Here is a 20,193-nt window from a genome sequence, read left to right as displayed (position 1 = left end):
CCTTCTTCACCTCTCCCTCAGGGGGAGATGAAGCAACGAGACAGCATTGGGAACCGCCCATGACCGCCCGAACCATTCACCTGAACGCCTTCGAAAACTGCTCGCCGGTCAACATCTCGTCCGGCCTCTGGCGCCATCCGGAAGACCAGTCGCACCGCTACAAGGACCTAAACTACTGGACCGAGCTTGCCGTCATGCTGGAAGGGGCGGGCTTCGACTCGATCTTCCTGGCCGACGTTCTCGGCATGCTCGACGTCTACCAGGGCAAGCCGGACGGGGCGCTGCGCACCGCGACGCAGGTGCCGATCAACGACCCGCTCTCGATCCTCTCGGCCATGGCGGCGGTGACGAAAAACCTCGGCTTTGCCGCCACCGTCTCGCTCACCTACGAGCAGCCCTACAGCTTTGCCCGCAAGATGACGAGCCTCGATCATGCGAGCGGCGGCCGCGTTGGCTGGAACATCGTCACCTCCTATCTCGACAGCGCCGCCCGCAATCTCGGCCGCGGCGAGCAGCTCTCGCACGACGAGCGCTATGATCGCGGCGACGAGTTCATGGCCGTGCTCTACAAGCTCTGGGAAGGCTCCTGGGAGGACGACGCCGTCGTCATCGACAAGGCGAGGGGCGTCTATGTCGATCCGGCCAAGGTGCATCCGATCGGCCATCACGGCCGCTATTTCAACGTCCCCGACGCCTTCATCGCCGAACCGTCGCCGCAGCGCACGCCGGTCCTGTTCCAGGCGGGATCCTCGGCGCGCGGCCAGACCTTCGCCGCCAGCCATGCCGAGGGCGTCTTCGTGCATGGCACGCGGCCGGAGGTGATCGCGCCCGTCGTCGCCAACATCCGCGCCGCCGCGGCGGCTGAGGGCCGTGATCCGCGCAGCCTGAAGGTCTTCGCCGTGACGACGGTCGTCGCGGCCGAGACGGATGGCGAGGCGGAGGCGAAATATGCCGAATTGCTCTCCTATGCCGATTACGAGGGCGCCATGGTGCAGTTCGCCGGCCCGCTCGGGCTCGACGTCTCGAAATATGATCCCGACCTGCCGCTGACCGAGATCAATCCGAACGCGGCGCATTTCACCCGCCATCTCTTCGCCGATGCGGACCCGGACACCGTCTGGACGCTGCGCGACATCGCCCACTACATGGGCGTCGGCGGCATGGGGCCGAAATTCGTCGGCTCCGGCAAGACGATCGCCGACGAGATGCAGCACTGGGTCGAGATCGCCGACCTCGACGGCTTCAACATCACCTACGCCATCCGCCCCGGCACCTTCGTCGACACGGTAAAATACGTCGTCCCCGAACTGCGCCGCCGCGGCCTGATGCGGGCCGGCTATGAAGGCTCGACCTTCCGCGAGAGCCTCTACGGCGCCGGCCAGAAGCAGCTTCGCGACGACCATCCCGGCCGGAAATATCGTCGGGGGTAGGGGCCTAGCCCTCTCCCGCCCGGTGGGAGAGGGAGCCGCACCGAGCTTGAGGACCGCCCATGTTCAACCTCTCCGACGCCCAGCGCTTCATGCAGGCCGAAGGCATCGATGCCTGGCTGCTCGTCGATTATCGCGGCAGCAACCCGCTGCTCTGGCACATTCTCGGAATCGTCCGGAACCCGACCCGGCGCGCCTTCCTGGTCGTGCCGCGAACGGGCCAACCGGTTCTGCTGATCCATACCGTCGACCAGTTCTTCTTCCACGACGTCGACATCGAGAAGCGGATCTTCCGCGGCTGGGTCGAGATGCGGGCGATGCTCCGCGACCTGCTCGGGCCGGCGAAGACTTTGGCGATGGAATATTCGGAAGAGGGCGGGGTGCCGACCGTCGCCTGGGCCGATGCCGGCACGGTCGAGCTGCTGCGGAGCTGGGACTACCGGATCGTCACCTCGGCCGACCTGTTCCAGGTCTCGGCCGCCGCCTGGGACGATTTCGCGATCGAGAGCCACAAGCGCGCCTGCGTCGTTGTCGCCGGCATCAAGGACGCCGCCTTCGATCTGGCGAAAACCGCGATCCGGGTTAACAGGCCGCTAACAGAATATGGGCTGCAGCAGTTCATCGTTTCCGAGTTCGAGCGCCTCGGGCTGGAGACGGAGGGCCAGCCGGTGGTGCAGGTCAACGGCCATTCCGGCATCGTCTCCTACGAGCCGAAGCCGGAGGGCTCGGCTCTCATCGGTGCCGGCGACTGGCTGCTGATCGATTTCTGGGCGCGCTATCCCGGCGAGCGCAACGTCTATTCCGACATCGCCTGGGGCGCCTATGCCGGCGATGTCATCCCGGAGAGGCTCCAGACCGTCTTCGACATCGTCCGCCATGCCCGCGACGGCGCGCTGCAGGCGATTGAAAAGGCTTGGCAATCCGGCGAGGTGCTGGAGGGCTGGCAGGTCGACGACGTGGCGCGCGGCATCATCGCGGCGGCCGGTTTCGGGGACAATTTCCACCACCGCACCGGCCATAGCATGGGGCCGGGCAAGCGGCTGCACGGGCTCGGCGTCAATCTCGACAACCTCGAGACCCACGACACCCGCCGCATCCTGCCGCGCACCGGCTTTTCGATCGAGCCGGCGATCTATCTGCCGGAATTCGGCGTCCGGCTCGAGATCAACGTCTTCCTCGATCCCCGCGCCGGCCCCAGCGTGACGACGCCGACGCAGACCGAAATCGTCAAGCTTGTCTGAGGCTTAGGCGCTGCGGCGCAGCAGGCTGCCATAGATCTCGTCGTCGCCGCAAAGGCCGGCCAGCCGTCCGTCCGCGTCAACGAAGACGATCGGATGGTCGGATTTCCGCTTCAGCGCGATCGCGGTCGCAAGCTTCAGCCCGACCGGCGCAACGATCAGGTCGCAGGGGGTGTCGAAGGCCGCGGCATTGCCGTTGACGCGGCCGAGGCTGCCCTCGCGGCCGGCGAGTTCGACGCCGACCGGCCGGTCGGCCGCGTCGAGCCGCATGCGCACCTGGCCGGCGCGATCGAGCAGGATGACGCCGTCGTCGCGTCGCAACTCGCTCGCCGGCGTCATCACCGAACCGCCGCGCAGCACGTGCAAAGGGTTGGTGTGCTTGACGAAATCGGCGACGTAGGGATTGGCCGGCCGCAGCAGGATGTCCTCCGCCGTGCCGCACTGGACGATGCGGCCCGCCTCCATGATGGCGATCTTGTTGCCGAGCTTCATCGCCTCGTCGAGATCGTGGCTGACGAACAGGATCGTCTTCTGGATGCGCTTCTGCAGGCTCAGGAGCTCGTCCTGCATCTTGTCGCGGATCAGCGGGTCGAGCGCCGAGAACGGCTCGTCCATCAGCAGGATGTCGGCGTCGGTGGCGAAGGCACGCGCCAGTCCGACGCGCTGCTGCATGCCGCCGGACAGCTCGTGCACGTTCTTGTCGGCCCACTGCGTCAGGCCGACCATGGCGAGCTTGTCGTCGACGATGCGCTGGCGCTCGGCCTTCTTCATGCCGCGGATTTCCAGCCCGAAGCCGACATTGTCGCGCACGGAGCGCCAGGGCAGCAGGCCGAACTGCTGGAACACCATCGAGACGGTGCCCGTGCGGATCTCGCGCAGGGTCGCCTCGTCGCAGCGCGTCACGTCGACCGGCTTGCCTTCATGGGTCACCAGCACGGCGCCGCGCGTCACCGGGTTTAGGCCGTTGACCGCGCGAAGCGCGGTCGACTTGCCGGAGCCGGAGAGGCCCATCAGCACGCAGATCTCGCCGCGCTCGACGGTCAGGTCGACGCCGGCGGCGCCGATGACGGCGCCGCTCCGGGCGAGGATTTCGTCGCGCGTCGCGCCCTGGTCCAGCTGTTCCAGCGCCTTTCCGCGGCGGTCGCCGAAGACGATGTCGACATTCTTGAATTCGATGGCCGCCATGGTCAGGGCCTCCCGGTCTTGCGCGCGGGGCGCTTGCAGACGCGATCGAGCACGATGGCGAGCAGCACGATCGCCGCGCCCGCCTCGAAGCCCATGCCGATATTGACCGAGTTGAGCGCGCGCACGACCGGCTTGCCGAGGCCGTCCGCGCCGACAAGCGCCGCGATCACCACCATGGAAAGCGACAGCATGATGCATTGGGTGACGCCGGCCATGATGGTGGGCAGCGCATGCGGCAGCTCGACCTTGTAGAGCAGCTGCCGGCGCGTGGCGCCGAAGGCCTGACCCGCTTCGCGCAGCTGCGCCGGCACCGAGGTGATGCCGAGATGGGTGAGCCGGATCGGCGCGGGAATGGCGAAGATCACGGTCGAGATCAGGCCCGGCACCGTGCCGAGGCCGAACAGGACCAGCGTCGGGATCAGGTAGACGAAGGTCGGGATCGTCTGCATCAGGTCGAGGATCGGGCGGATGCCGGCATAGAGCCAGGGCCGGTGCGCGGCGGCGATGCCGACCGGCACGCCGATCACGACGCAGACCAGCGTCGCCCAGATCACCAGCGACAGCGTCTCCATCGTCGGCTGCCAGTAGCCGAGATTGATGACGAGGAGGAAGGCTACGCCCGTGAAGGCGGCAAGCTTGAACGAGCGGTGCAGCGCATAGGCGATCGCGGCGAAGACGGCGACGAGCGCCAGCGGTGGCACGGCCAGCAGACACGCGGTCAGGCCGTCGATCATCGTGCCGAGGACGAGCGAGATCCAGTCAAACAGCCATTGCGCGTGCTGGTTCAGGAAGTCGACGACGGTCTTGATCGTGGATCCGAGCGGAATCTTGTGCTCGGTCAGCCAGCTATACATGAAGGGGTCTCCGCCGGTCCTGCCGGCCATCCGGGCGATCGAGCGATCGCCCGGTCAGGGTCTGCCCCTGCCGACGCCGGGACGGCGCCGACAGGGAGCGATCTTGTCGTCAGAGGCCGAGGCTCTTCTTCACCGCGTCGGCGCCGGGCTGGCCGTCAATGGTGCTGACGCCGGCGAGCCAGGTGTCGATCTGGCCCGGATTGGCCTTCAGCCAGGCCTCGGCGGCGGCGAGCGGCTCCTTGCCGTCATCGAGGATGCTGGCCATGACCTGGCCTTCGATCGGCAGGGTGAACTTCATGTTCTTCAGCAGCGCGCCGACATTCGGGCATTCCTCGACATAGCCCTTGCGGACGCTGGTCGAGACGGTCGCGCCGCCGAAATTCGGACCGAAGACGTCGTCGCCGCCGTCGAGATATTCCATCTTGAACTTCTCGTTCATCGGATGCGGCGCCCAGCCGAGGAAGACGATCGCGTCCTTCTTGCGGCCGGCGCGGTCGACCTGGGCCAGCATGCCCTGTTCGCTGGATTCGACCAGCTCGAACGAGCCGAGGCCGAACTTGTCGGACTTGATCATGTCCAGGATCAGACGGTTGCCGTCATTGCCCGGCTCGATGCCGTAGAGCTTGCCGCCGAGCTTGTCCTTGAACTTGGCGATGTCGGCGAAGGTCTTCAGTCCCTCGTCGAACAGGTAGCTCGGCACGGCGAGCGTGTACTTGGCGCCTTCGAGATTGACGCCGACGACCTCGACCGAGCCATCGTCCTGGTAGGGCTTCAGGTCCGCCGCCATCGAGGGCAGCCAGTTGCCGAGGAAGACGTCGATGTCCTTGTTCTTGAGCGAGGCGTAGGTGACCGGCACCGACAGGACCTGCAGCTTCGGCTCGTAGCCGAGGCCGGTCAGGATGCGCGAGGTCAACCCGGTCGTCGCCGAGATGTCGGTCCAGCCGACGTCGGAGAAGCGCACCGTCTTGCACGAGGCCGGCTCGGCCGCGGAAGCGCCGCCTGCGAGCGCGAGGACGCAGGCGGCCGCTGCCAGCGATCGCGAGATAACCGAGTTGAGCATTCTAGACGTCTCCCAAGCTGCGGCTCCGCCAGGATGCCGCCCGATATTCCAAAGCATAGCGCAGCATAGTGCGCGATGGGATGTCCTAACGACAGTTTTGGCCGAAGTCTGCGCGGCGATGTGTCCATCCCTGTTTTGTGGTGTCGAATGGATTATTTTCCCAGTTTCATTCTGGTCTGATTGAATGGTCGTTCAATATGTCGAAATAACCGGTTTATGCCGATATTATGACATTTTGATCTTGAAATCGGCGTTTCCGGGGTGGGTTATCCCGCGGTCGGGGGAGGGCTTTGATTGCTCGTTCAATCGGGCTACACCACAGGCGCAGGGAAGGTGGCGCAGGGATCGTCATGCGGGAAGCGAGTTCCGTTCGATTCGAGGCCGAGGATGTCCGGCGGCGCCAGCTGATCGAGGCGACGATCGAGTCGCTCGCCGATGTCGGCTTCGCCGCCTGCACGCTGATGGACATCGCCCGGCGCGCCGGAGTTTCGCCGGGCCTGGTCGCGCATTATTTCGGCGACAAGGAAGGCCTGCTCGAAGCCACCCTGCGTCATCTGGCCGGGCGCCTCAGCCGGCTGGTCGCGCGGCGGCTCGCCCAGGCGCGCACCCCGCGTGAAAGGATCCAGGCCGTCATCGACGCCAATCTGGCGCCGGAGGAATTCGATCGCCGCACCGCCAGTGTCTGGCTCGCCTTCTGGGGCCAGGTGATCCACTCCGTCCGCTTCAAGCGGGTGCAGAACGTCTATCAGCGCCGCATGCTCTCCAATCTGCGGCATGGGCTGAGGCGGCTCGTCTCGGCGCGTGACGCGGAGCGGACTGCGGTCGCCATCGCCGCCGTGATCGACGGGCTGTGGCTGCGCGAGACGCTGGCGGCGGAAGGCGAGCCGGAGAGTGCCGAGGCGCGCGCCATCGCCACCGCCTTCGTCGACGCGCAGCTGGCGGCGATCCGCCAGCGCGTCGGCGCCAGCGCCGAGGCCGAGGCCGAGGGCGCGGCCGAGCCGATCCTCCGGAGCTATGTCGGTGGCCGCGCGCATCCTGCCGTCGAGCGCGGCAGTTTCCCCACCTTCGAGCCGGCGACAGGCGCGGTCCTGGCCGAGATCGAGATTGCCGGCGAGGCCGAGGTAGCGGCGGCCGTCGCGAGCGCGAAATCCGGCCAGGGGATCTGGGCCGCTATGACCGCCAGCGAGCGCGGCAAGGTGATGGCCCGCGCCGCCCACCTGCTACGCGGGCGTGGGGATGAACTGGCACGGCTGGAAACGCGCGATACCGGAAGGCCGATCCGGGACACCGGGGCCGACGTCGCGGCCGCTGCCGATTGCCTCGATCGCTTTGCCGGGCTCGCCGCGACGCTCGCCGGCGAGCATGTCGATCTCGGTTCGCAAGGTTTCGGCTATGCGCGGCCGGAGCCGCTCGGCGTTATCGTGGCGGCCGGACGATGCGGCGATCCGCTCTGGAGCGCCTGCAGCCGCGCCGCGCCGGCGCTCGCCGCCGGCAATGCCATCGTTTTCCGGCCATCCGAACTGGCATCGCTGGCGGCATTGAAGCTGGCCGAGATCCTGTCGGAGGCCGGCCTGCCGGATGGCGTCTTCAACGTCGTGCTCGGCCCGGCCAGGACGGGCGATCTGCTGATGCGGCAACCCGACATCGCGCTGGCGGCCGGGGCGGCCGAACCGAGCGGTAAGCCGGCGCTGATCGTCTTCGACGATGCACCCTTGGACGATGCTGTCGCGGCTGTGCTGCAATCCTGCATTCTCGGGGCTGGGCGGGCCTCGGGCGCGGCGCGCGTTTTCGTGCAGGAGGCCATTCGTCCCGCTTTCCTTGACAAGCTCGCCGCCCGCATCCGCGGCGCCGTCGTCGGCGACCCGCTGGACGTCGCCACCGAGGTCGGCGCGCTGGTTTCGGACGCAGGCCTGCAGGACGTGCTCTGCCGGATCGAAGAGGCCGGGGAACAAGGCGCGAGGCGGCTTGTCGGCGGTCACCGTCTTGCAGAGGGCGGCCTGGCGAAGGGAGCGTTCCTTGCGCCTGCCCTCCTCGATGGCTGCGCTGACGATATGGCGATCGTGCGCGATCAGGTCCTCGCTCCGGTCGTGGCGGTGCTCGCGTTTGCGGCTGAGGACGAGGCGGTCGCCCGCGCCAATGCCGGCCTTCATGGCTGCGCCGCCTGCCTCTTCACGCGTGACCTGGCGCGCGGCCACCGCGTCGTCGCGCAACTGCGGGCCGATACCGGCTGGATCAATCGCGGGCCTTTGTCGCCAGCCGAAAGATCCGCTCCTGGAGCCGAGGATGCCCGGGCGGCGCTGCAGGCCCATCTGCGACGGAAGCGCGTCTACGTCCATCTTGGCGCCGACTAGCGCCGGCAATCCCTGGGTCCCTCGCCATTGCCCGGGAACGGATGTCGCATCCGTGCGTTGCAGGGCGAGACGGTGTGGAGGACGACGAGATGAAACCTGTATCCTGGCTGCTGGCATCCTGCGTGGCGGCGGCGTCGGTCGCGCCCTTTGTTCTGGCCGGGCCGGCCCGGGCGCAGGAGAAGGACATGACGTTCTTCGTCACCAGCGCCGGCTCCGGTAAGGGCGCCGATCTCGGCGGGCTCGAAGGAGCCGACACGATCTGCCAGACTCTCGCCGAGAAGGTTGGCGCGGGCACGAAGACTTGGCGCGCCTATCTCTCGACCCAGGCCGTCGGCGGCAAGCCAGCCGTCAACGCGCGCGATCGTATCGGCAAGGGGCCGTGGCAGAATGCCAAGGGTGTCGTCATCGCCAAGGACGTCGCCGACCTGCACGGGCCTGACAACAATCTCAACAAGAAGACGGCGCTGACGGAGACCGGCGAAACCGTGAAAGGCCGCGGTGACATGCCGAACACGCATGACATGCTCACCGGCAGCCAGGCGGACGGCACGGCATTCCCGCCCGGCGACGACAAGACCTGCGGCAACTGGACGAAGAGCGGCGAGGAGGGAGCGGCGATGCTCGGACACCACGACCGCGTCGGACTCAACGACAGCGCGCCGATGAAGTCGTGGAACTCGTCTCATCTGACACGCGGCGGCTGCAGCCCGGCAGCGCTGCAGGGCACCGGCGGGGCCGGCCTGTTCTACTGCTTCGCCGCGGAATGATCGTGCGCGGAAAAATCGCATGCGTGCAGGACGACCTGCCGGTCAGGCCAGCGGTCAGCCAGTTCGGCGAAACCCGATTCCCGGCCCGTTAACATGCCGATAACCACGCCGCTCGAACGCGAAAATCGGCAGGTGGCGATCGTTCCGGAAGGTGCTATCGAACTAGGAGTGAGCGACGGCGTTGCCGAGGATCTGGACCCGTTCGATCTTGGGGATGAGTTCCCGGTCGTAGATCTGGCGCTGGTCTTCGTCGAGCACCGCGACGCCGTTGTCGATCACCAGCTTGATGATCCGGTGCGCGTTGGAGCGCCGGCCTATCTGGCCTTCGTCCACGAGACGATCCAAGGCTGCGGTAAGGAAAATTCGTCGCGACATAATCCGACCACCCTGTCGAGAAGAACCACGACGAAGAATCTGCCTCCTTCGAGATTCGGTCAAGCGATGGTATGGAACCGCCCGGGGCGGCTCTTCCTCATCCACAACAAGTTGGGCGATTGCGTCGCATCGACGGTTGCCGGATTTTCGTGTCGAAGCCTCATGCGAACCTGTCATACGTAGGTCGGAACGAAGGATAATATCGATGAACAAGAAGCTGACGGCGCTCAGGGCGCGCCTGGTCGAAGCGCAGCAGAAGCTGATCACCCAGGCGGTCGAGGCCGGCGGTCTTCCGACCGATGGGGCGCTGCGCAAGATCTCCGATCTCGAGAACGCCATCATGGCCGTTGAGCACATGATGGAAGACATGGGTCACGCCAAGGGCTGACGCGGCGGGGGCGCCTGCCCCCGCGTCTCACGCCACACGGTCGGCGAGGCGTTTCGGCGCGACCAGGCGGTAGCTGCGGCGGAGGAGGGCCGACACCTCTTCCCAGTCGGGATTGTCGTCGAGCCGGATGCCGACCCAGCCCTTCGGGCCGACATAGGGCGGCGCGAAGAAGCGCGCGGGATCGGCGCCGACGAGGATCGCCTGACTTCCTTCCGGCGCCTTGATCCAGACCGACAGCCGTCCGTCGCCGCGCTTCGGCATGGCGAAGATCTTGCCGCGCACGCGGAAGGTCGGGTCGCCCCAGCTTTCCTGCTCGGTCGCTTCGGGCAGGTTCATGCAGAGAGCCCGCAGGCGGTCGATCGGTCCCTCGTTCGGCATGATGGACCCTCCGGTTCTGCGCGGCGTCAGCGTTCGCCGAGATAGCGGAACAGCGTCTGCTTCCACCAGTCGCTGCGCGTGCTGTCGAGCACGGCGACGTCGATGTCCTTGCGCAGCGGGCTGCCGAGCGGCAGGGCGATGCCGTAGTTCTGCGGATCGAAGACGATGTCGAGCACGTCCATCGTCGACGAATACTCCTGCAGCACATGCCAGGCGAGCAGCGGCTTGTCATAGACGAAGGCGTCGATCTGGCCGTCCTTCAACGCCTTCAGCCCCGCTTCGGCCGACGGATAGCCGCGAAACTTGATGCGCTGGCCGGTGAGGTAGTCGACGCTCGAGGAATCGGAGATCGCGCCGACGCGGACGCTCGCCAGATCGCTCGCATTGTTGACGAGCCCCTGAAGGGTTCGCGTGGTGAGCGCCGAGGTGACGCCGGCGGTGAACACCGCGATGGCGATGATCGAGACCGCCATCCAGAGGATGGCGAGGGTGCGGCCGGCGAGCGTGATCGGCGCGCGGACGCCGGTGCTGGCCTGGGTCATCGCCTCGGCCGACCACCAGATCGAGGTGCCGATGCCGCGGGCGCCGCCGAAATGCTCGTTGCGCCGCCGCTCGAACAGCCAGATCAGGATGCCGACGAGCAGGGCGAGGCCGACGAGGGCGCCGACCGCCTGCAGAAAGCCGAAGGAGAGGATGGTGTTGAGGATCACCATCCAGCGCGCGCCGCCGGTCAGCGAAACGGCGATGCCGAGGCCGGTATGGTAGAAGGGCTGGCTGAAATCGATGATTTCGGCGCGCGGGCCGGTGATGGTGAGCGCGGCCACGGCCGCGTCGTACTTGCCGGCGGCTGTGCCGTCGATCAGCGCGTCGACGGTCGGTTCCTCGACCAGCCGGTAGCGCAGATGCAGCGTTTCGGCGACGCGCTGCCAGAGATCGATGCTGATGCCGGTCCAGGTCCCATCCGGGCCCTTCATGGCGAAAGGCGGCGCCACCTTGGTGGCGACGACGAGCTCGCGGCTGGTGTCGATGGCGGGGGAGGGGTCGGCGAGAGCCGCCAGGCCGGACAGCGCCAGCATGAGGCCTGCCATCAGGACCAGAAGAGCCGCTCGCATCGCCTTGCCCACCATTCGTCGATGCCGGCGCGCCGCGCCGGCTTTTCGTCCTGGTCGCCTCCCGCGGAAACGACCAGGACCATCAACGCGTTGCGCTGCGCGAAAGCTTGCCCGGACGTCGGTGACGATCCGGGATCAAGCTCTAGCCGGCAAAGGTGTGCGCGGCAATCGACTCGGGCTTCATTTCGATGGAGAAGCCCGGCAGCTTCGGCGGCATGTAGGCCGCGTTCTGGATGTCGCAAGGCTCGATGAAGTGCTCGTGCAGGTGGTCGACATACTCGATCACGCGGCCTTCCTTCGTGCCGGAGACGACGAGATAGTCGATCATGGAGAGGTGCTGCACATATTCGCAGAGGCCGACGCCGCCGGCATGCGGCCAGACCGGCTTGCCGTACTTCGCCGCCATCAGCAGCACCGCCAGCACCTCGTTCAGGCCGCCGATGCGGCAGGCGTCGATCTGCACGACGTCGATGGCGTTGCGCATGATGAACTGCTTGAACATGATGCGGTTCTGGCACATCTCGCCGGTCGCGACCTTGATCGGCGCCACGCCCTCGCGGATCTTGCGGTGGCCCTCGACGTCATCCGGGCTGGTCGGCTCCTCGATGAAGTAGGGCTTGGCGAAGGCGAGCTGCTTGACCCAGTCGATCGCCGCGTCGACTTCCCAGACCTGGTTGGCGTCGATCATCAGGAAGCGGTCGGGGCCCATCACCTCGCGGGCGGCCTTCAGGCGACGGATGTCGTCCTCGAGATCGCGTCCGACCTTCATCTTGATGTGGTTGAAGCCCTGGTCGACGGCCTCCTGGCAGAGGCGGCGCAGCTTCTCGTCGCTATAGCCGAGCCAGCCGGCCGAGGTGGTGTAGCAGGGATAGCCTTCCGCCTTCAGCTTGGCGATGCGCTCGGCCTTGCCGATTTCCGCCTGCTTCAGGAGGGCGAGCGCCTCGCCGGGCGTCAGGCCGTCGGTCAGGTAGCGGAAGTCGATGATCTTGACGAGCTCTTCCGGGGTCATCTCGGCGACGAGCTGCCAGACCGGCTTCTTGGCTTCCTTGGCCCAGAGGTCCCAGGCGGCGTTGACGACCGCGCCGGTGGCGAGGTGGATGGCGCCCTTGTCCGGGCCGATCCAGCGCAGCTGGCTGTCGCCGGTGATGTGGCGCCAGAAGCGGCCGGGATCTTCCTTGATCCAGTCGAGCTCCAGCCCGATGACCAGGTGATCGAGCGCACGGATGGCGGCGCAGCAGATCTCGTTGCCGCGCCCGATGGTGAAGGTCAGGCCATGGCCGGCGAGCTCCGGATTGTCCGTGTCGAGGATGACATAGGCGGCGGAGTAGTCCGGATCGGGATTCATCGCGTCCGAACCGTCGAGCGATTGCGAGGTCGGGAAGCGCAGGTCGAAGACGCGAAGGCCTGTAATGCGTGTCATGGATCAAACTCTCGGCTGTCGGCACGGGCCGGAACGGCCCATCCGGACGTCACGGTGGGGGGCGCCGTGGTGAACGCGTCCGGCCCCGGAATAACGCAGCCTTGGCGGCGCGGCAACGGCGACGCAAAGGCAACGGATCCGACCGGATGGTCGTTTCCTGCTCGCCCATCAGAAAGCGATGCGGCATTATTGTGGCAGACGATTCGAGGCTAGGTTGCAACCTCGAGCCCTACCGGAGAATTTGCGTGCTGTTCCCTCGATTTCGCTCCAAGGAACGCGATGTTCGCAGCGATGTCGAACGCCTCACGACGATTCAGAATTCGATCTCCAAGGTGATCGGCGAGATCGAGCAGGAACTGATCGGACTGACGGCCCGGATCGAGGATGCGCGTTCGCGCGCCGCGTTTCTCTATGGCGACATGATCGAAGGCGAGACGGACGACAGCGCCCGCGACGCGGCGATCCTGGCCGACGCCGAGCGGATCCTCGTCCGCGGCGATCGCCGGGTCGAGGAAATCCACCACAATCTCTCTTTCCTGACCGATATGCGGCGGCGCCTCACGACCGAAGCCGACAGGCTGCGCGCCTACGTCGCCGAAGGCGAGTGACCACACGCCGATTCGCGCCGTGAACGGCGAGGGCGGCCTCCCGCTGCTTCCGTGAAGCGGCGAGAGGCGCCTGGATCAGTCGACGCGGCCGCGCGCCGCGACCTCGATCGTCTCGACGACATGGTCGCCCGAGACCAGATTCACATGGTCGAACAGGTTCGAGACCGGGCATGCGTGGTTCGGCAGGATGCGCAGACGCTCACCGACCTTCGGCTTCGTCGCCGAGGCGGTGAAGTCGATGTTGCCGTGCTCCTCGCTCAATCCGTAGATCACCGCGTCCGGATAGCCGAGCACCTGACCGTAGCCGGTCATGCCGAGCAGGTCGCTGGTCAGCGCCTTCGAGCCGGCGTCGATGATGGCGCGGGTCTCGGTCGGGCGGCTGACGACCGTGACGAGCACGTTGAGCGCGCAGTCCTCGACAGTCGCGACGCCGCGGGCCACCAGCGAGCGGTCGTAGTAGATGTAGGTGCCGGGGCGATACTCGGTGGCGATCGTCGTTTCATGGGCGCGCCAGATGTCCGGCGTGCCGCCGGTCGAGATCGTCTTGGCCGGCAGGCCGGCCTCGGCCAGCTTCTCGGCCGCCTCTTCCAGCCACTTGCGCGCGCCGGGGGCGTCGCCGGCCGGCGGATAGGTCATAAGGCCGCCGAAAACGAGGCCGCGCTTGCCGGCGATCAGTCGGGCGAGGGCGACGGCGGCATCCGGCGTCTGCACGCCGCAGCGGCCCGCGCCGCTATCGCATTCGACCAGCACGTTGAGCGGCGCATGGGCGCTGTCGGCGAAGGTCTCGGCGTAGCCATCGACGACGAAGGCGCTGTCGGCGGTGACGGAGAGCGTCACGCGCTTCGCCAGTTCCTTCAGCCGATAGAGCTTCTCCGGCGCGATGATGTTGTAGGGCAGGAAGATGTCCTCGATGCCCGCATCGGCCATCACCTCGGCTTCGCCCAGCTTCTGGCAGGTGATGCCGATCGCTCCCAGCTCCAGCTGCCGCTTGGCGAAGAAGGGCAGCTTGTGGGTCTTGATATGCGGCCTGAGGCGGACGCCATGGGCGTCGGCATAGTCCTGCGCGCGCTGGAGATTGGCCTCGGCCCGGTCGAGATCGACCAGGACGCAGGGGGTCTGGAGCGTATCGATATGTCTCGGCATGATGTCCTCGCCATGTCGCCGGGCGGCGAATGGAAGTTGAAGATGGGCCCCGGTTCCTCAGAACACGTCGCGGATGAAGCGCAGATTGCCGGCGGTCAGCCCGGCGTCGACGGGGAGGGCGACGCCGGTGATCGCGCCGGCGAGCGGCGAGGCCAGGAAGACGGCGGCATTGGCGACATCGGCCGGCATGGTCAGCCTGCCGAGCGGATAATGCGCCACGACCTTGGTCAGCAGGCCCGGATCCTTCTCGACGCGGTGATCCCAGGCCGGCGTGCGCACCGAGCCCGGGCAGATGCAGTTGGCGCGGATGTTGTGGCGGCCATTCTCGACGGCGATCGCCCGCATATAGGCGACGAGGCCGGCCTTGGCAGCCGCATAGGCGGGGTTTCCGTAGTGCGAGAGGGCGTTGACGGTCGACGTCATGACGATCGCGCCGCCGCCATTGGCGATCATCGCCTTCATGGTCGGGTCGATCAGGTTGAAGCTGCCGGTCAGGTTGATGTCGACTTCCTGGTCCCAGCTCTGGCGGTTGACCTGCTCCATCGTCTCGGCGCGGCTGAAGCCGGCATTGCTGACGAGCACGTCCGGCGTGCCTTCCTTGGCGACGATCTCGGCCACGGCGCGCTCGGTCGCCTCCGGTTCGGTCAGCTCGAACACGTATTTCGCCACACCCTCGAGCGGCTCGAGCAGTCCCGCATCGCGGTCGCAGGCGGTCACGCGCGCCCCGGCCGCCTGAAACGCGGCGACCAGCGATCGGCCGATGCCGCCGCCCGCGCCGCTTATCACAACATGCTTGTCGTTCAGTCCAAACATCGCCGTCCCTTCGTTCCAATCGAATACGGACCCTGGGCAAGGCTCGGCCGGATCGGCGGACAAAGCAACCGGCGGGATGGCGGATTTTGCCGCTTTCCTGTCGATAATCGGAACGATTTCCTCTAGCTTCGCCGCCGCTACACAGCGCTGGTCCATCGCCCGCCCGGCGGGCGTTCCACAATGCAGAAGGGGCTTGTTTCATGAGCAAATTGAAGACCGTCTACGGCGCCTCGCATGTGCCGCTCTCGCCGGCCGTGCGCGCGGGCGATTTCGTCTATGTCTCCGGCCAGGTGCCGACGGATTCGACCGGCACCGTCGTCGCCGGCGGTATCGAGGCGCAGACCCGGCAGACGCTCGAGAACGTCAAGGCCGCGCTGGCGCTCGCCGGCTGCACCATGGACCAGGTGGTGAAGACCTTCGTCATCATCACTGACGCGCGCGACTTCGGCGGCTTCAACAAGACCTACGCCACCTTCTTCCCGACCGAGCCGCCGGCCCGCACCACCGTCGAGGCGCGGCTGATGATCGACATCAAGGTCGAGATCGAAGCCATCGCCTACGCTCCCCAGAGCTGACATCGAACCAGGCTCCGGCTCCGCCGGGGCCTTTTTTCTTTCCCGATCGCGCCGGGATCGCCGATCCCGCGCCCATGAGCCCGGATCTCTCCAGTCATGCGCATCTTCGCCGCTTCGCTCGCGACCGAAACCAACACGTTCTCGCCCGTTCCGACTGACCGGGCCAGTTTCGAGATGGCGTTCTATGCGGGACCCGGGCAGCACCCCGAGACGCCGACGCTCTGCTCGTCGCCGATCGTGGCGCTGCGCCGCCGGGCGAAGGCGGACGGCATCGACCTCGTCGAGGGCACCGCGACCTGGGCCGAGCCGGGCGGCCTGCTGCAGCGCGCCACCTTCGAGGGACTGCGCGACGAGATCCTCGACCAGCTGCGCGCCGCGATGCCGGTCGACGCCGTCGTGCTCGGCCTGCACGGCGCAATGGTGGCGCAGGGTTATGACGACCCCGAGGGCGACCTGCTCGCCCGCATCCGCGAGATCGTCGGGCCGGACGTGCTGATCGCCGCCGAGCTCGACCCGCACAGCCACCTGACGCCGAAGCGGGTGGCGAACTCGAACATCCTCGCCGCCTTCCTCGAATTCCCCCACACGGACTTCTACGAGCGCGGCGAGCACGTCGTCGATCTCGCCATCCGCGCGCTGCGCGGCGAGATCAAGCCGGTGATCTCGACCTTCGACTGCCGCATGATCGACGTGTTTCCGACCAGCCGCGAGCCGATGCGCTCCTTCGTCGACCGGATGAAGGCGATGCACGGTAGGGACGGCATCCTGTCGGTGTCGCTGATCCACGGCTTCATGGCCGGCGACGTGCCGGAGCTCGGCACCCGCATGCTGGTGGTGACCGACGACCGCAAGTCCGAGGGTGACGCGCTGGCCGAAAAGCTCGGCATGGAGATCTTCTCGCTGCGCGGCAAGACGATGATGCCGCAGCTCGGCATCGATGCTGGCCTCGACAAGGCGCTGGAGCTGGTGGCGGCGAAGCCCGGCAAGCCGGTGGTGATCGCCGATACCTGGGACAATCCGGGCGGCGGCGTCGCCGGCGACGGCACGCTGATCCTGCATCGCATCCTCGAGCGCGGCATCGACAACATCGCCGTCGCGACGATCTGGGATCCGCTCGCCGTCACCTTCTGCCTGGCGGCAGGCGAGGGCGCGCAGATCCAGCTTCGCTTCGGCGGCAAGGCGGGCCCGGACGGCGGCGCGCCGGTCGATGCCATGGTCGAGGTGATCCGCGCGGTTCCGGAAAGCTGGCAGAGCTTCGGCGCCAGCCGCGTGACGCTCGGGCCGACAGCCTGGGTGCGCCTTCTCGGCACGGAGATCGACGTGATTCTCAACACCAACCGCACGCAGACCTTCGAGCCGGACGTTTATTCCAATCTAGGCCTCGACCCGCTGAAGAAGGACATGCTGCTGGTCAAGTCGACCAACCATTTCCACGCCGGCTTCCTGCCGATCGCGGCGGAAATCCTCTATATCGACGCCGGCGCGCCCTATCCTTCGAACCCGCGCGTCACCGACTATCGCAAGCTGAACCGGCCGATCTGGCCGCGTGTGGAGAACCCGCACGGCTGATGCGCGAACGGGGAGCGGCGCGATTGTCGCGCCGCATTCCGCTTGTGCTCGCCGGCCGAAAGCGCGATGACTCAGGGGTTCGATGTGTCGCCGGCTGGCATCACGTCGCCTTTCGTCCTCTCCTGCGCCGTCGGCCGGCATGACCTCCGCCCCATCCCAGACCTCGACCCATAGATCGACATGGATCGCCCTGCTCGTCGCGGGAGCGTTCTTCATGGAGAACCTCGACGGCACGGTCATCGCGACCTCGCTGCCGCAGATGGCGCATTCCTTCGGCGTCGCGCCGGTCGATCTCAACATCGGCATGTCGGTCTATATGCTGACGCTGGCGATCTTCATCCCGGCGAGCGGCTGGATGGCGGACCGGTTCGGCGCCCGCACGGTGTTCGCCTCGGCAGTCGCCGTGTTCACGCTCGCCTCGGTCTTCTGCGCCTTGAGCGACTCCGTCCTCACCTTCGTGCTGGCGCGCACGCTGCAGGGCGTCGGCGGCGCGATGATGGTGCCGGTCGGTCGCCTGGTCGTGCTGCGCAACACCTCGAAGAGCGAGCTGATGCGGGCGATCGCGGTCCTGACCTGGCCGGCGCTGTCGGCGCCGATCCTCGGTCCGCCGCTCGGCGGCTTCATCACCACCTACGCGTCCGGGCACTGGATCTTCATCCTGAACGTGCCGATCGGCATCGTCGCGCTGGCGCTCTCCTTCTGGCTCATTCCGAACGAGCGCGGCGACGCCCGCCAGGGCTTCGACTGGATCGGCTTCCTTTTGACCAGCGTCGCCTGCGCCGGGCTGATGTACGGGCTCGACCTGGTCGGCCAGAGCCATGTCGACTGGGTCGTCGGCGCCGGCATTCTCGTCGCGAGCGCGCTGTTCTTCTGGATCGCGCTGCGCCATTCCGGCCGCCACCCGCATCCCCTGCCGGACCTCTACGGCCTGACGATCCAGACCTTCGCCGTCACCATGAAGGGCGGGTCGCTGTTCCGAACCGCGGTTAGCGCCGTGCCGTTCCTGCTGCCGCTTATGTTCCAGCTCGGCTTCGGCCTCGATCCGTTCCAGGCCGGCCTCTATGTGCTGGCGCTGTTCGCCGGCAACCTCGCCATGAAGCCCTTCACGGGCCTGGTGCTGCGGACCTTCGGCTTCCGCAACACGCTGATCGGCAACGGCCTGTTCTTCGTCGCGACCCTGCTCGGCTGCGCGCTGCTGACGCCGGCAACGCCGTGGCCGGTGATCATGGTGGTGCTGTTCTTCAGCGGCGCGGCGCGTTCGATGCAGTTCACCGCCATCGGCACCATGGCCTTCGTCGACGTGCCGCAGGATCGGATGAGCGGCGCCAACATGCTGTTCAGCCTGGTGCAGCAGATCACCTTCGGCCTCGGCATCGCGCTCGGCGCCATCGCCCTGCGCCTGTCCGATGCCTGGCTGACGCCCGACATGGAGGGGCTGACGCTGCGGGATTTCCACGTGGCCTTCCTGATCGTTGGCCTTGTCGGCTTGGTCGGCCTCTATGACAGCCTGGCGCTGCCGCATGACGCCGGCGCGCCGGTCAGCAAGCACCGTGCGCGGGCGCGCGCCTGAGCCCGCCCGTCGGAGCCATCGACTTCCCCTTCGGTCCGCCCGGGCGGACCGTTCGAACGAAAACGAAGAGCGGAGTTTCTGCCATGACCAAGTTGAACAAGGACCCGTCGCTCACCCACGAGCAGAAGCTCGACCGGCTGGGCGAAGTGGCCGTGCGCGTCGGTCTCGGTCTGCAGCCGGGCCAGGAACTGGTGATGACCGCGTCGCTTGACGCCTTGCCGCTGGTGCGGCGGATCACCGAGCACGCCTACAAGGCCGGCGCCTCGCTGGTGACGACGCTGTTCTCGGACGAGGAGGCGACGCTGATGCGCTATCGCCACGCGCCGGACGGCAGTTTCGACGTCGCCTCGGGCTGGCTGTTCGACGGCATGGCGTCCGCCTTCCGCAACGGCGCGGCGCGGCTCGCCATCGCCGGCGAAAACCCGTCGCTGCTCGCCGGTCAGGATCCCGACAAAGTGTCGCGCGCCAACCGCGCCCGCTCCAAGGCCTACATGCCGGCGCTGGAACTGATCGCCGGCTTCGACATCAACTGGACGATTGCCTCCTTTGCGTCGCCTGCATGGGCACGCGCCGTCTTCCCGAACGAGACCGAAGAAGTCGCGGTGGCGAAACTCTGGGATGCGATCTTCGCCGCCTCGCGCGTCGACCTCGTCGATCCGATCTCCGCCTGGGGCGAGCACAACAAGGCGCTGCATGCCCGCACCAAGCTCCTGAACGACAAGCGCTATTCGGCGCTTCGCTTCGTCGGGCCCGGCACCGACCTGACCGTCGGCCTCGCCGACGACCATGAGTGGGAAGGCGGCGCCTCGACGGCCAAGAACGGCATCGTCTGCAATCCGAACATCCCGTCGGAAGAGGTGTTCACCACGCCGCACAAGAACCGCGTCTCCGGCCATGTCACCAGCACCAAGCCGCTCTCCTACCAGGGCACGCTGATCGAGGACATTTCGGTGCGTTTCGAGGAGGGCCGCATCGTCGACGCGACCGCCCGCAAGGGCAGCGACGTGCTGTCGAAGGTGCTGGACACGGACGAGGGCGCGCGCCGTCTCGGCGAGGTGGCGCTGGTGCCGGATTCCTCGCCGATCTCGGCCAGCGGGCTGCTGTTCTACAACACGCTGTTCGACGAGAACGCCGCCTGCCACATCGCGCTCGGCCAGGCCTATGCCAAGTGCATTCGCGGCGGCGACACGATGAGCCCGGAAGACCTGGCGGCGCGCGGCGCCAACAAGAGCCTGATCCATATCGACTGGATGATCGGCTCGCGCCACATCGACATCGACGGCATCGGCGCCAATGGCAGCGTCGAGCCGATCATGCGTCAGGGCGAGTGGGCCTGACGCCCGAGGTTCTGCGCGTTCCG

The 20,193-nt window shown here is 67.0% G+C and carries 19 protein-coding genes; 10 read left to right on the top strand and 9 right to left on the bottom strand.

The window, feature by feature from the left end:
* Positions 1 to 59: 59 nt before the first annotated feature.
* Both OSH07_RS22750 and OSH07_RS22745 read left to right on the top strand, forming a co-directional pair.
* Positions 60 to 1,430 (top strand): LLM class flavin-dependent oxidoreductase, encoded by a 1,371-nt coding sequence (locus tag OSH07_RS22750; protein WP_266341002.1) that lies wholly within the window; start codon positions 60 to 62, stop codon positions 1,428 to 1,430.
* Between the two features lie 59 nt (positions 1,431 to 1,489).
* Positions 1,490 to 2,668 carry a M24 family metallopeptidase gene (locus OSH07_RS22745; RefSeq protein ID WP_266341001.1) on the top strand — a complete coding sequence of 393 codons (1,179 nt, stop codon included), beginning with the start codon at positions 1,490 to 1,492 and terminating at the stop codon, positions 2,666 to 2,668.
* Positions 2,669 to 2,671: 3 nt separating this feature from the next.
* On the opposite strand, the gene choV is transcribed toward OSH07_RS22745, so the two are convergent.
* The 3 genes from choV to OSH07_RS22730 form a co-directional block, all read right to left on the bottom strand.
* Entirely contained in the window at positions 2,672 to 3,850 is a 1,179-nt protein-coding gene (gene choV, locus OSH07_RS22740; RefSeq protein ID WP_266341000.1) for a choline ABC transporter ATP-binding protein, read from the bottom strand.
* 2 nt (positions 3,851 to 3,852) lie between these two features.
* A complete protein-coding gene (gene choW / locus OSH07_RS22735; RefSeq protein WP_266340999.1) occupies positions 3,853 to 4,704 on the bottom strand; it encodes a choline ABC transporter permease subunit in 852 nt (283 codons plus the stop codon).
* 109 nt (positions 4,705 to 4,813) lie between these two features.
* Positions 4,814 to 5,764: a choline ABC transporter substrate-binding protein gene (locus OSH07_RS22730; RefSeq protein WP_266340998.1), complete on the bottom strand. Its 951-nt coding sequence runs from the start codon at positions 5,762 to 5,764 to the stop codon at positions 4,814 to 4,816.
* A gap of 350 nt (positions 5,765 to 6,114) precedes the next feature.
* Between OSH07_RS22730 and betI the strand changes: the two genes are divergently transcribed.
* Together betI and OSH07_RS22720 are read left to right on the top strand one after the other, a co-directional pair.
* On the top strand, positions 6,115 to 8,115 hold the full coding sequence (gene betI, locus OSH07_RS22725) for a choline-binding transcriptional repressor BetI (RefSeq protein WP_266340997.1): 2,001 nt from the start codon (positions 6,115 to 6,117) through the stop codon (positions 8,113 to 8,115).
* Positions 8,116 to 8,204: 89 nt separating this feature from the next.
* The gene (locus OSH07_RS22720; protein WP_266340996.1) at positions 8,205 to 8,882 is read left to right on the top strand and encodes a hypothetical protein; all 678 of its coding nucleotides are present in this window, start codon (positions 8,205 to 8,207) and stop codon (positions 8,880 to 8,882) included.
* 162 nt (positions 8,883 to 9,044) lie between these two features.
* Here OSH07_RS22720 and OSH07_RS22715 read toward each other — a convergent pair whose 3' ends face one another.
* Entirely contained in the window at positions 9,045 to 9,215 is a 171-nt protein-coding gene (locus tag OSH07_RS22715; protein ID WP_266340995.1) for a hypothetical protein, read from the bottom strand.
* Positions 9,216 to 9,462: 247 nt separating this feature from the next.
* On the opposite strand from OSH07_RS22715, the gene OSH07_RS22710 reads away from it, so the two are divergent.
* Positions 9,463 to 9,645, top strand: a complete 183-nt coding sequence (locus OSH07_RS22710) for a hypothetical protein (RefSeq protein WP_266340994.1) — start codon at positions 9,463 to 9,465, stop codon at positions 9,643 to 9,645.
* Between the two features lie 27 nt (positions 9,646 to 9,672).
* On the opposite strand, the gene OSH07_RS22705 is transcribed toward OSH07_RS22710, so the two are convergent.
* The 3 genes from OSH07_RS22705 to OSH07_RS22695 all read right to left on the bottom strand — a co-directional run bounded on the left by OSH07_RS22705 (position 9,673) and on the right by OSH07_RS22695 (position 12,555).
* Positions 9,673 to 10,023, bottom strand: a complete 351-nt coding sequence (locus OSH07_RS22705; protein WP_266340993.1) for an MmcQ/YjbR family DNA-binding protein — start codon at positions 10,021 to 10,023, stop codon at positions 9,673 to 9,675.
* A 26-nt stretch (positions 10,024 to 10,049) separates the two neighbouring features.
* Positions 10,050 to 11,135, bottom strand: coding sequence for a transporter substrate-binding domain-containing protein (locus OSH07_RS22700; protein ID WP_266340992.1), 1,086 nt, complete (start codon positions 11,133 to 11,135; stop codon positions 10,050 to 10,052).
* 142 nt (positions 11,136 to 11,277) lie between these two features.
* Positions 11,278 to 12,555: an L-fuconate dehydratase gene (locus tag OSH07_RS22695; RefSeq protein WP_266340991.1), complete on the bottom strand. Its 1,278-nt coding sequence runs from the start codon at positions 12,553 to 12,555 to the stop codon at positions 11,278 to 11,280.
* 101 nt (positions 12,556 to 12,656) lie between these two features.
* Between OSH07_RS22695 and OSH07_RS22690 the strand changes: the two genes are divergently transcribed.
* On the top strand, positions 12,657 to 13,163 hold the full coding sequence (locus tag OSH07_RS22690) for a hypothetical protein (RefSeq protein ID WP_266340990.1): 507 nt from the start codon (positions 12,657 to 12,659) through the stop codon (positions 13,161 to 13,163).
* Between the two features lie 75 nt (positions 13,164 to 13,238).
* On the opposite strand, the gene OSH07_RS22685 is transcribed toward OSH07_RS22690, so the two are convergent.
* Both OSH07_RS22685 and OSH07_RS22680 read right to left on the bottom strand, forming a co-directional pair.
* Positions 13,239 to 14,306: a D-TA family PLP-dependent enzyme gene (locus OSH07_RS22685; protein WP_266340989.1), complete on the bottom strand. Its 1,068-nt coding sequence runs from the start codon at positions 14,304 to 14,306 to the stop codon at positions 13,239 to 13,241.
* A 57-nt stretch (positions 14,307 to 14,363) separates the two neighbouring features.
* Positions 14,364 to 15,119, bottom strand: a complete 756-nt coding sequence (locus OSH07_RS22680) for an SDR family oxidoreductase (RefSeq protein WP_266340988.1) — start codon at positions 15,117 to 15,119, stop codon at positions 14,364 to 14,366.
* A gap of 200 nt (positions 15,120 to 15,319) precedes the next feature.
* Here OSH07_RS22680 and OSH07_RS22675 point away from each other — a divergent pair, with 200 nt between their 5' ends.
* The 4 genes from OSH07_RS22675 to OSH07_RS22660 all read left to right on the top strand — a co-directional run bounded on the left by OSH07_RS22675 (position 15,320) and on the right by OSH07_RS22660 (position 20,170).
* Positions 15,320 to 15,694 (top strand): RidA family protein, encoded by a 375-nt coding sequence (locus tag OSH07_RS22675; protein WP_266340987.1) that lies wholly within the window; start codon positions 15,320 to 15,322, stop codon positions 15,692 to 15,694.
* A 96-nt stretch (positions 15,695 to 15,790) separates the two neighbouring features.
* On the top strand, positions 15,791 to 17,263 hold the full coding sequence (locus OSH07_RS22670) for a M81 family metallopeptidase (RefSeq protein ID WP_266340986.1): 1,473 nt from the start codon (positions 15,791 to 15,793) through the stop codon (positions 17,261 to 17,263).
* A gap of 139 nt (positions 17,264 to 17,402) precedes the next feature.
* Entirely contained in the window at positions 17,403 to 18,833 is a 1,431-nt protein-coding gene (locus OSH07_RS22665) for an MFS transporter (protein WP_338149898.1), read from the top strand.
* An 83-nt stretch (positions 18,834 to 18,916) separates the two neighbouring features.
* Positions 18,917 to 20,170, top strand: coding sequence for an aminopeptidase (locus tag OSH07_RS22660; RefSeq protein ID WP_266340984.1), 1,254 nt, complete (start codon positions 18,917 to 18,919; stop codon positions 20,168 to 20,170).
* Positions 20,171 to 20,193 lie beyond the last annotated feature (23 nt).

Source organism: Kaistia nematophila (assembly GCF_026343855.1).
Taxonomy (GTDB): domain Bacteria; phylum Pseudomonadota; class Alphaproteobacteria; order Rhizobiales; family Kaistiaceae; genus Kaistia; species Kaistia nematophila.
This window is presented reverse-complemented; position numbering and strand designations above follow the sequence as displayed.

What these genes read in the sequence shown, in the direction of transcription:
- OSH07_RS22750 (WP_266341002.1), top strand. Translation starts at nt 60, where the DNA reads ATGACCGCCCGAACCATTCACCTGAACGCCTTCGAAAACTGCTCGCCG.
- OSH07_RS22745 (WP_266341001.1), top strand. Translation starts at nt 1,490, where the DNA reads ATGTTCAACCTCTCCGACGCCCAGCGCTTCATGCAGGCCGAAGGCATC.
- choV (WP_266341000.1), bottom strand. Translation starts at nt 3,850, where the DNA reads ATGGCGGCCATCGAATTCAAGAATGTCGACATCGTCTTCGGCGACCGC.
- choW (WP_266340999.1), bottom strand. Translation starts at nt 4,704, where the DNA reads ATGTATAGCTGGCTGACCGAGCACAAGATTCCGCTCGGATCCACGATC.
- OSH07_RS22730 (WP_266340998.1), bottom strand. Translation starts at nt 5,764, where the DNA reads ATGCTCAACTCGGTTATCTCGCGATCGCTGGCAGCGGCCGCCTGCGTC.
- betI (WP_266340997.1), top strand. Translation starts at nt 6,115, where the DNA reads ATGCGGGAAGCGAGTTCCGTTCGATTCGAGGCCGAGGATGTCCGGCGG.
- OSH07_RS22720 (WP_266340996.1), top strand. Translation starts at nt 8,205, where the DNA reads ATGAAACCTGTATCCTGGCTGCTGGCATCCTGCGTGGCGGCGGCGTCG.
- OSH07_RS22710 (WP_266340994.1), top strand. Translation starts at nt 9,463, where the DNA reads ATGAACAAGAAGCTGACGGCGCTCAGGGCGCGCCTGGTCGAAGCGCAG.
- OSH07_RS22705 (WP_266340993.1), bottom strand. Translation starts at nt 10,023, where the DNA reads ATGCCGAACGAGGGACCGATCGACCGCCTGCGGGCTCTCTGCATGAAC.
- OSH07_RS22700 (WP_266340992.1), bottom strand. Translation starts at nt 11,135, where the DNA reads ATGCGAGCGGCTCTTCTGGTCCTGATGGCAGGCCTCATGCTGGCGCTG.
- OSH07_RS22695 (WP_266340991.1), bottom strand. Translation starts at nt 12,555, where the DNA reads ATGACACGCATTACAGGCCTTCGCGTCTTCGACCTGCGCTTCCCGACC.
- OSH07_RS22685 (WP_266340989.1), bottom strand. Translation starts at nt 14,306, where the DNA reads ATGCCGAGACATATCGATACGCTCCAGACCCCCTGCGTCCTGGTCGAT.
- OSH07_RS22680 (WP_266340988.1), bottom strand. Translation starts at nt 15,119, where the DNA reads ATGTTTGGACTGAACGACAAGCATGTTGTGATAAGCGGCGCGGGCGGC.
- OSH07_RS22675 (WP_266340987.1), top strand. Translation starts at nt 15,320, where the DNA reads ATGAGCAAATTGAAGACCGTCTACGGCGCCTCGCATGTGCCGCTCTCG.
- OSH07_RS22670 (WP_266340986.1), top strand. Translation starts at nt 15,791, where the DNA reads ATGCGCATCTTCGCCGCTTCGCTCGCGACCGAAACCAACACGTTCTCG.
- OSH07_RS22665 (WP_338149898.1), top strand. Translation starts at nt 17,403, where the DNA reads ATGACCTCCGCCCCATCCCAGACCTCGACCCATAGATCGACATGGATC.
- OSH07_RS22660 (WP_266340984.1), top strand. Translation starts at nt 18,917, where the DNA reads ATGACCAAGTTGAACAAGGACCCGTCGCTCACCCACGAGCAGAAGCTC.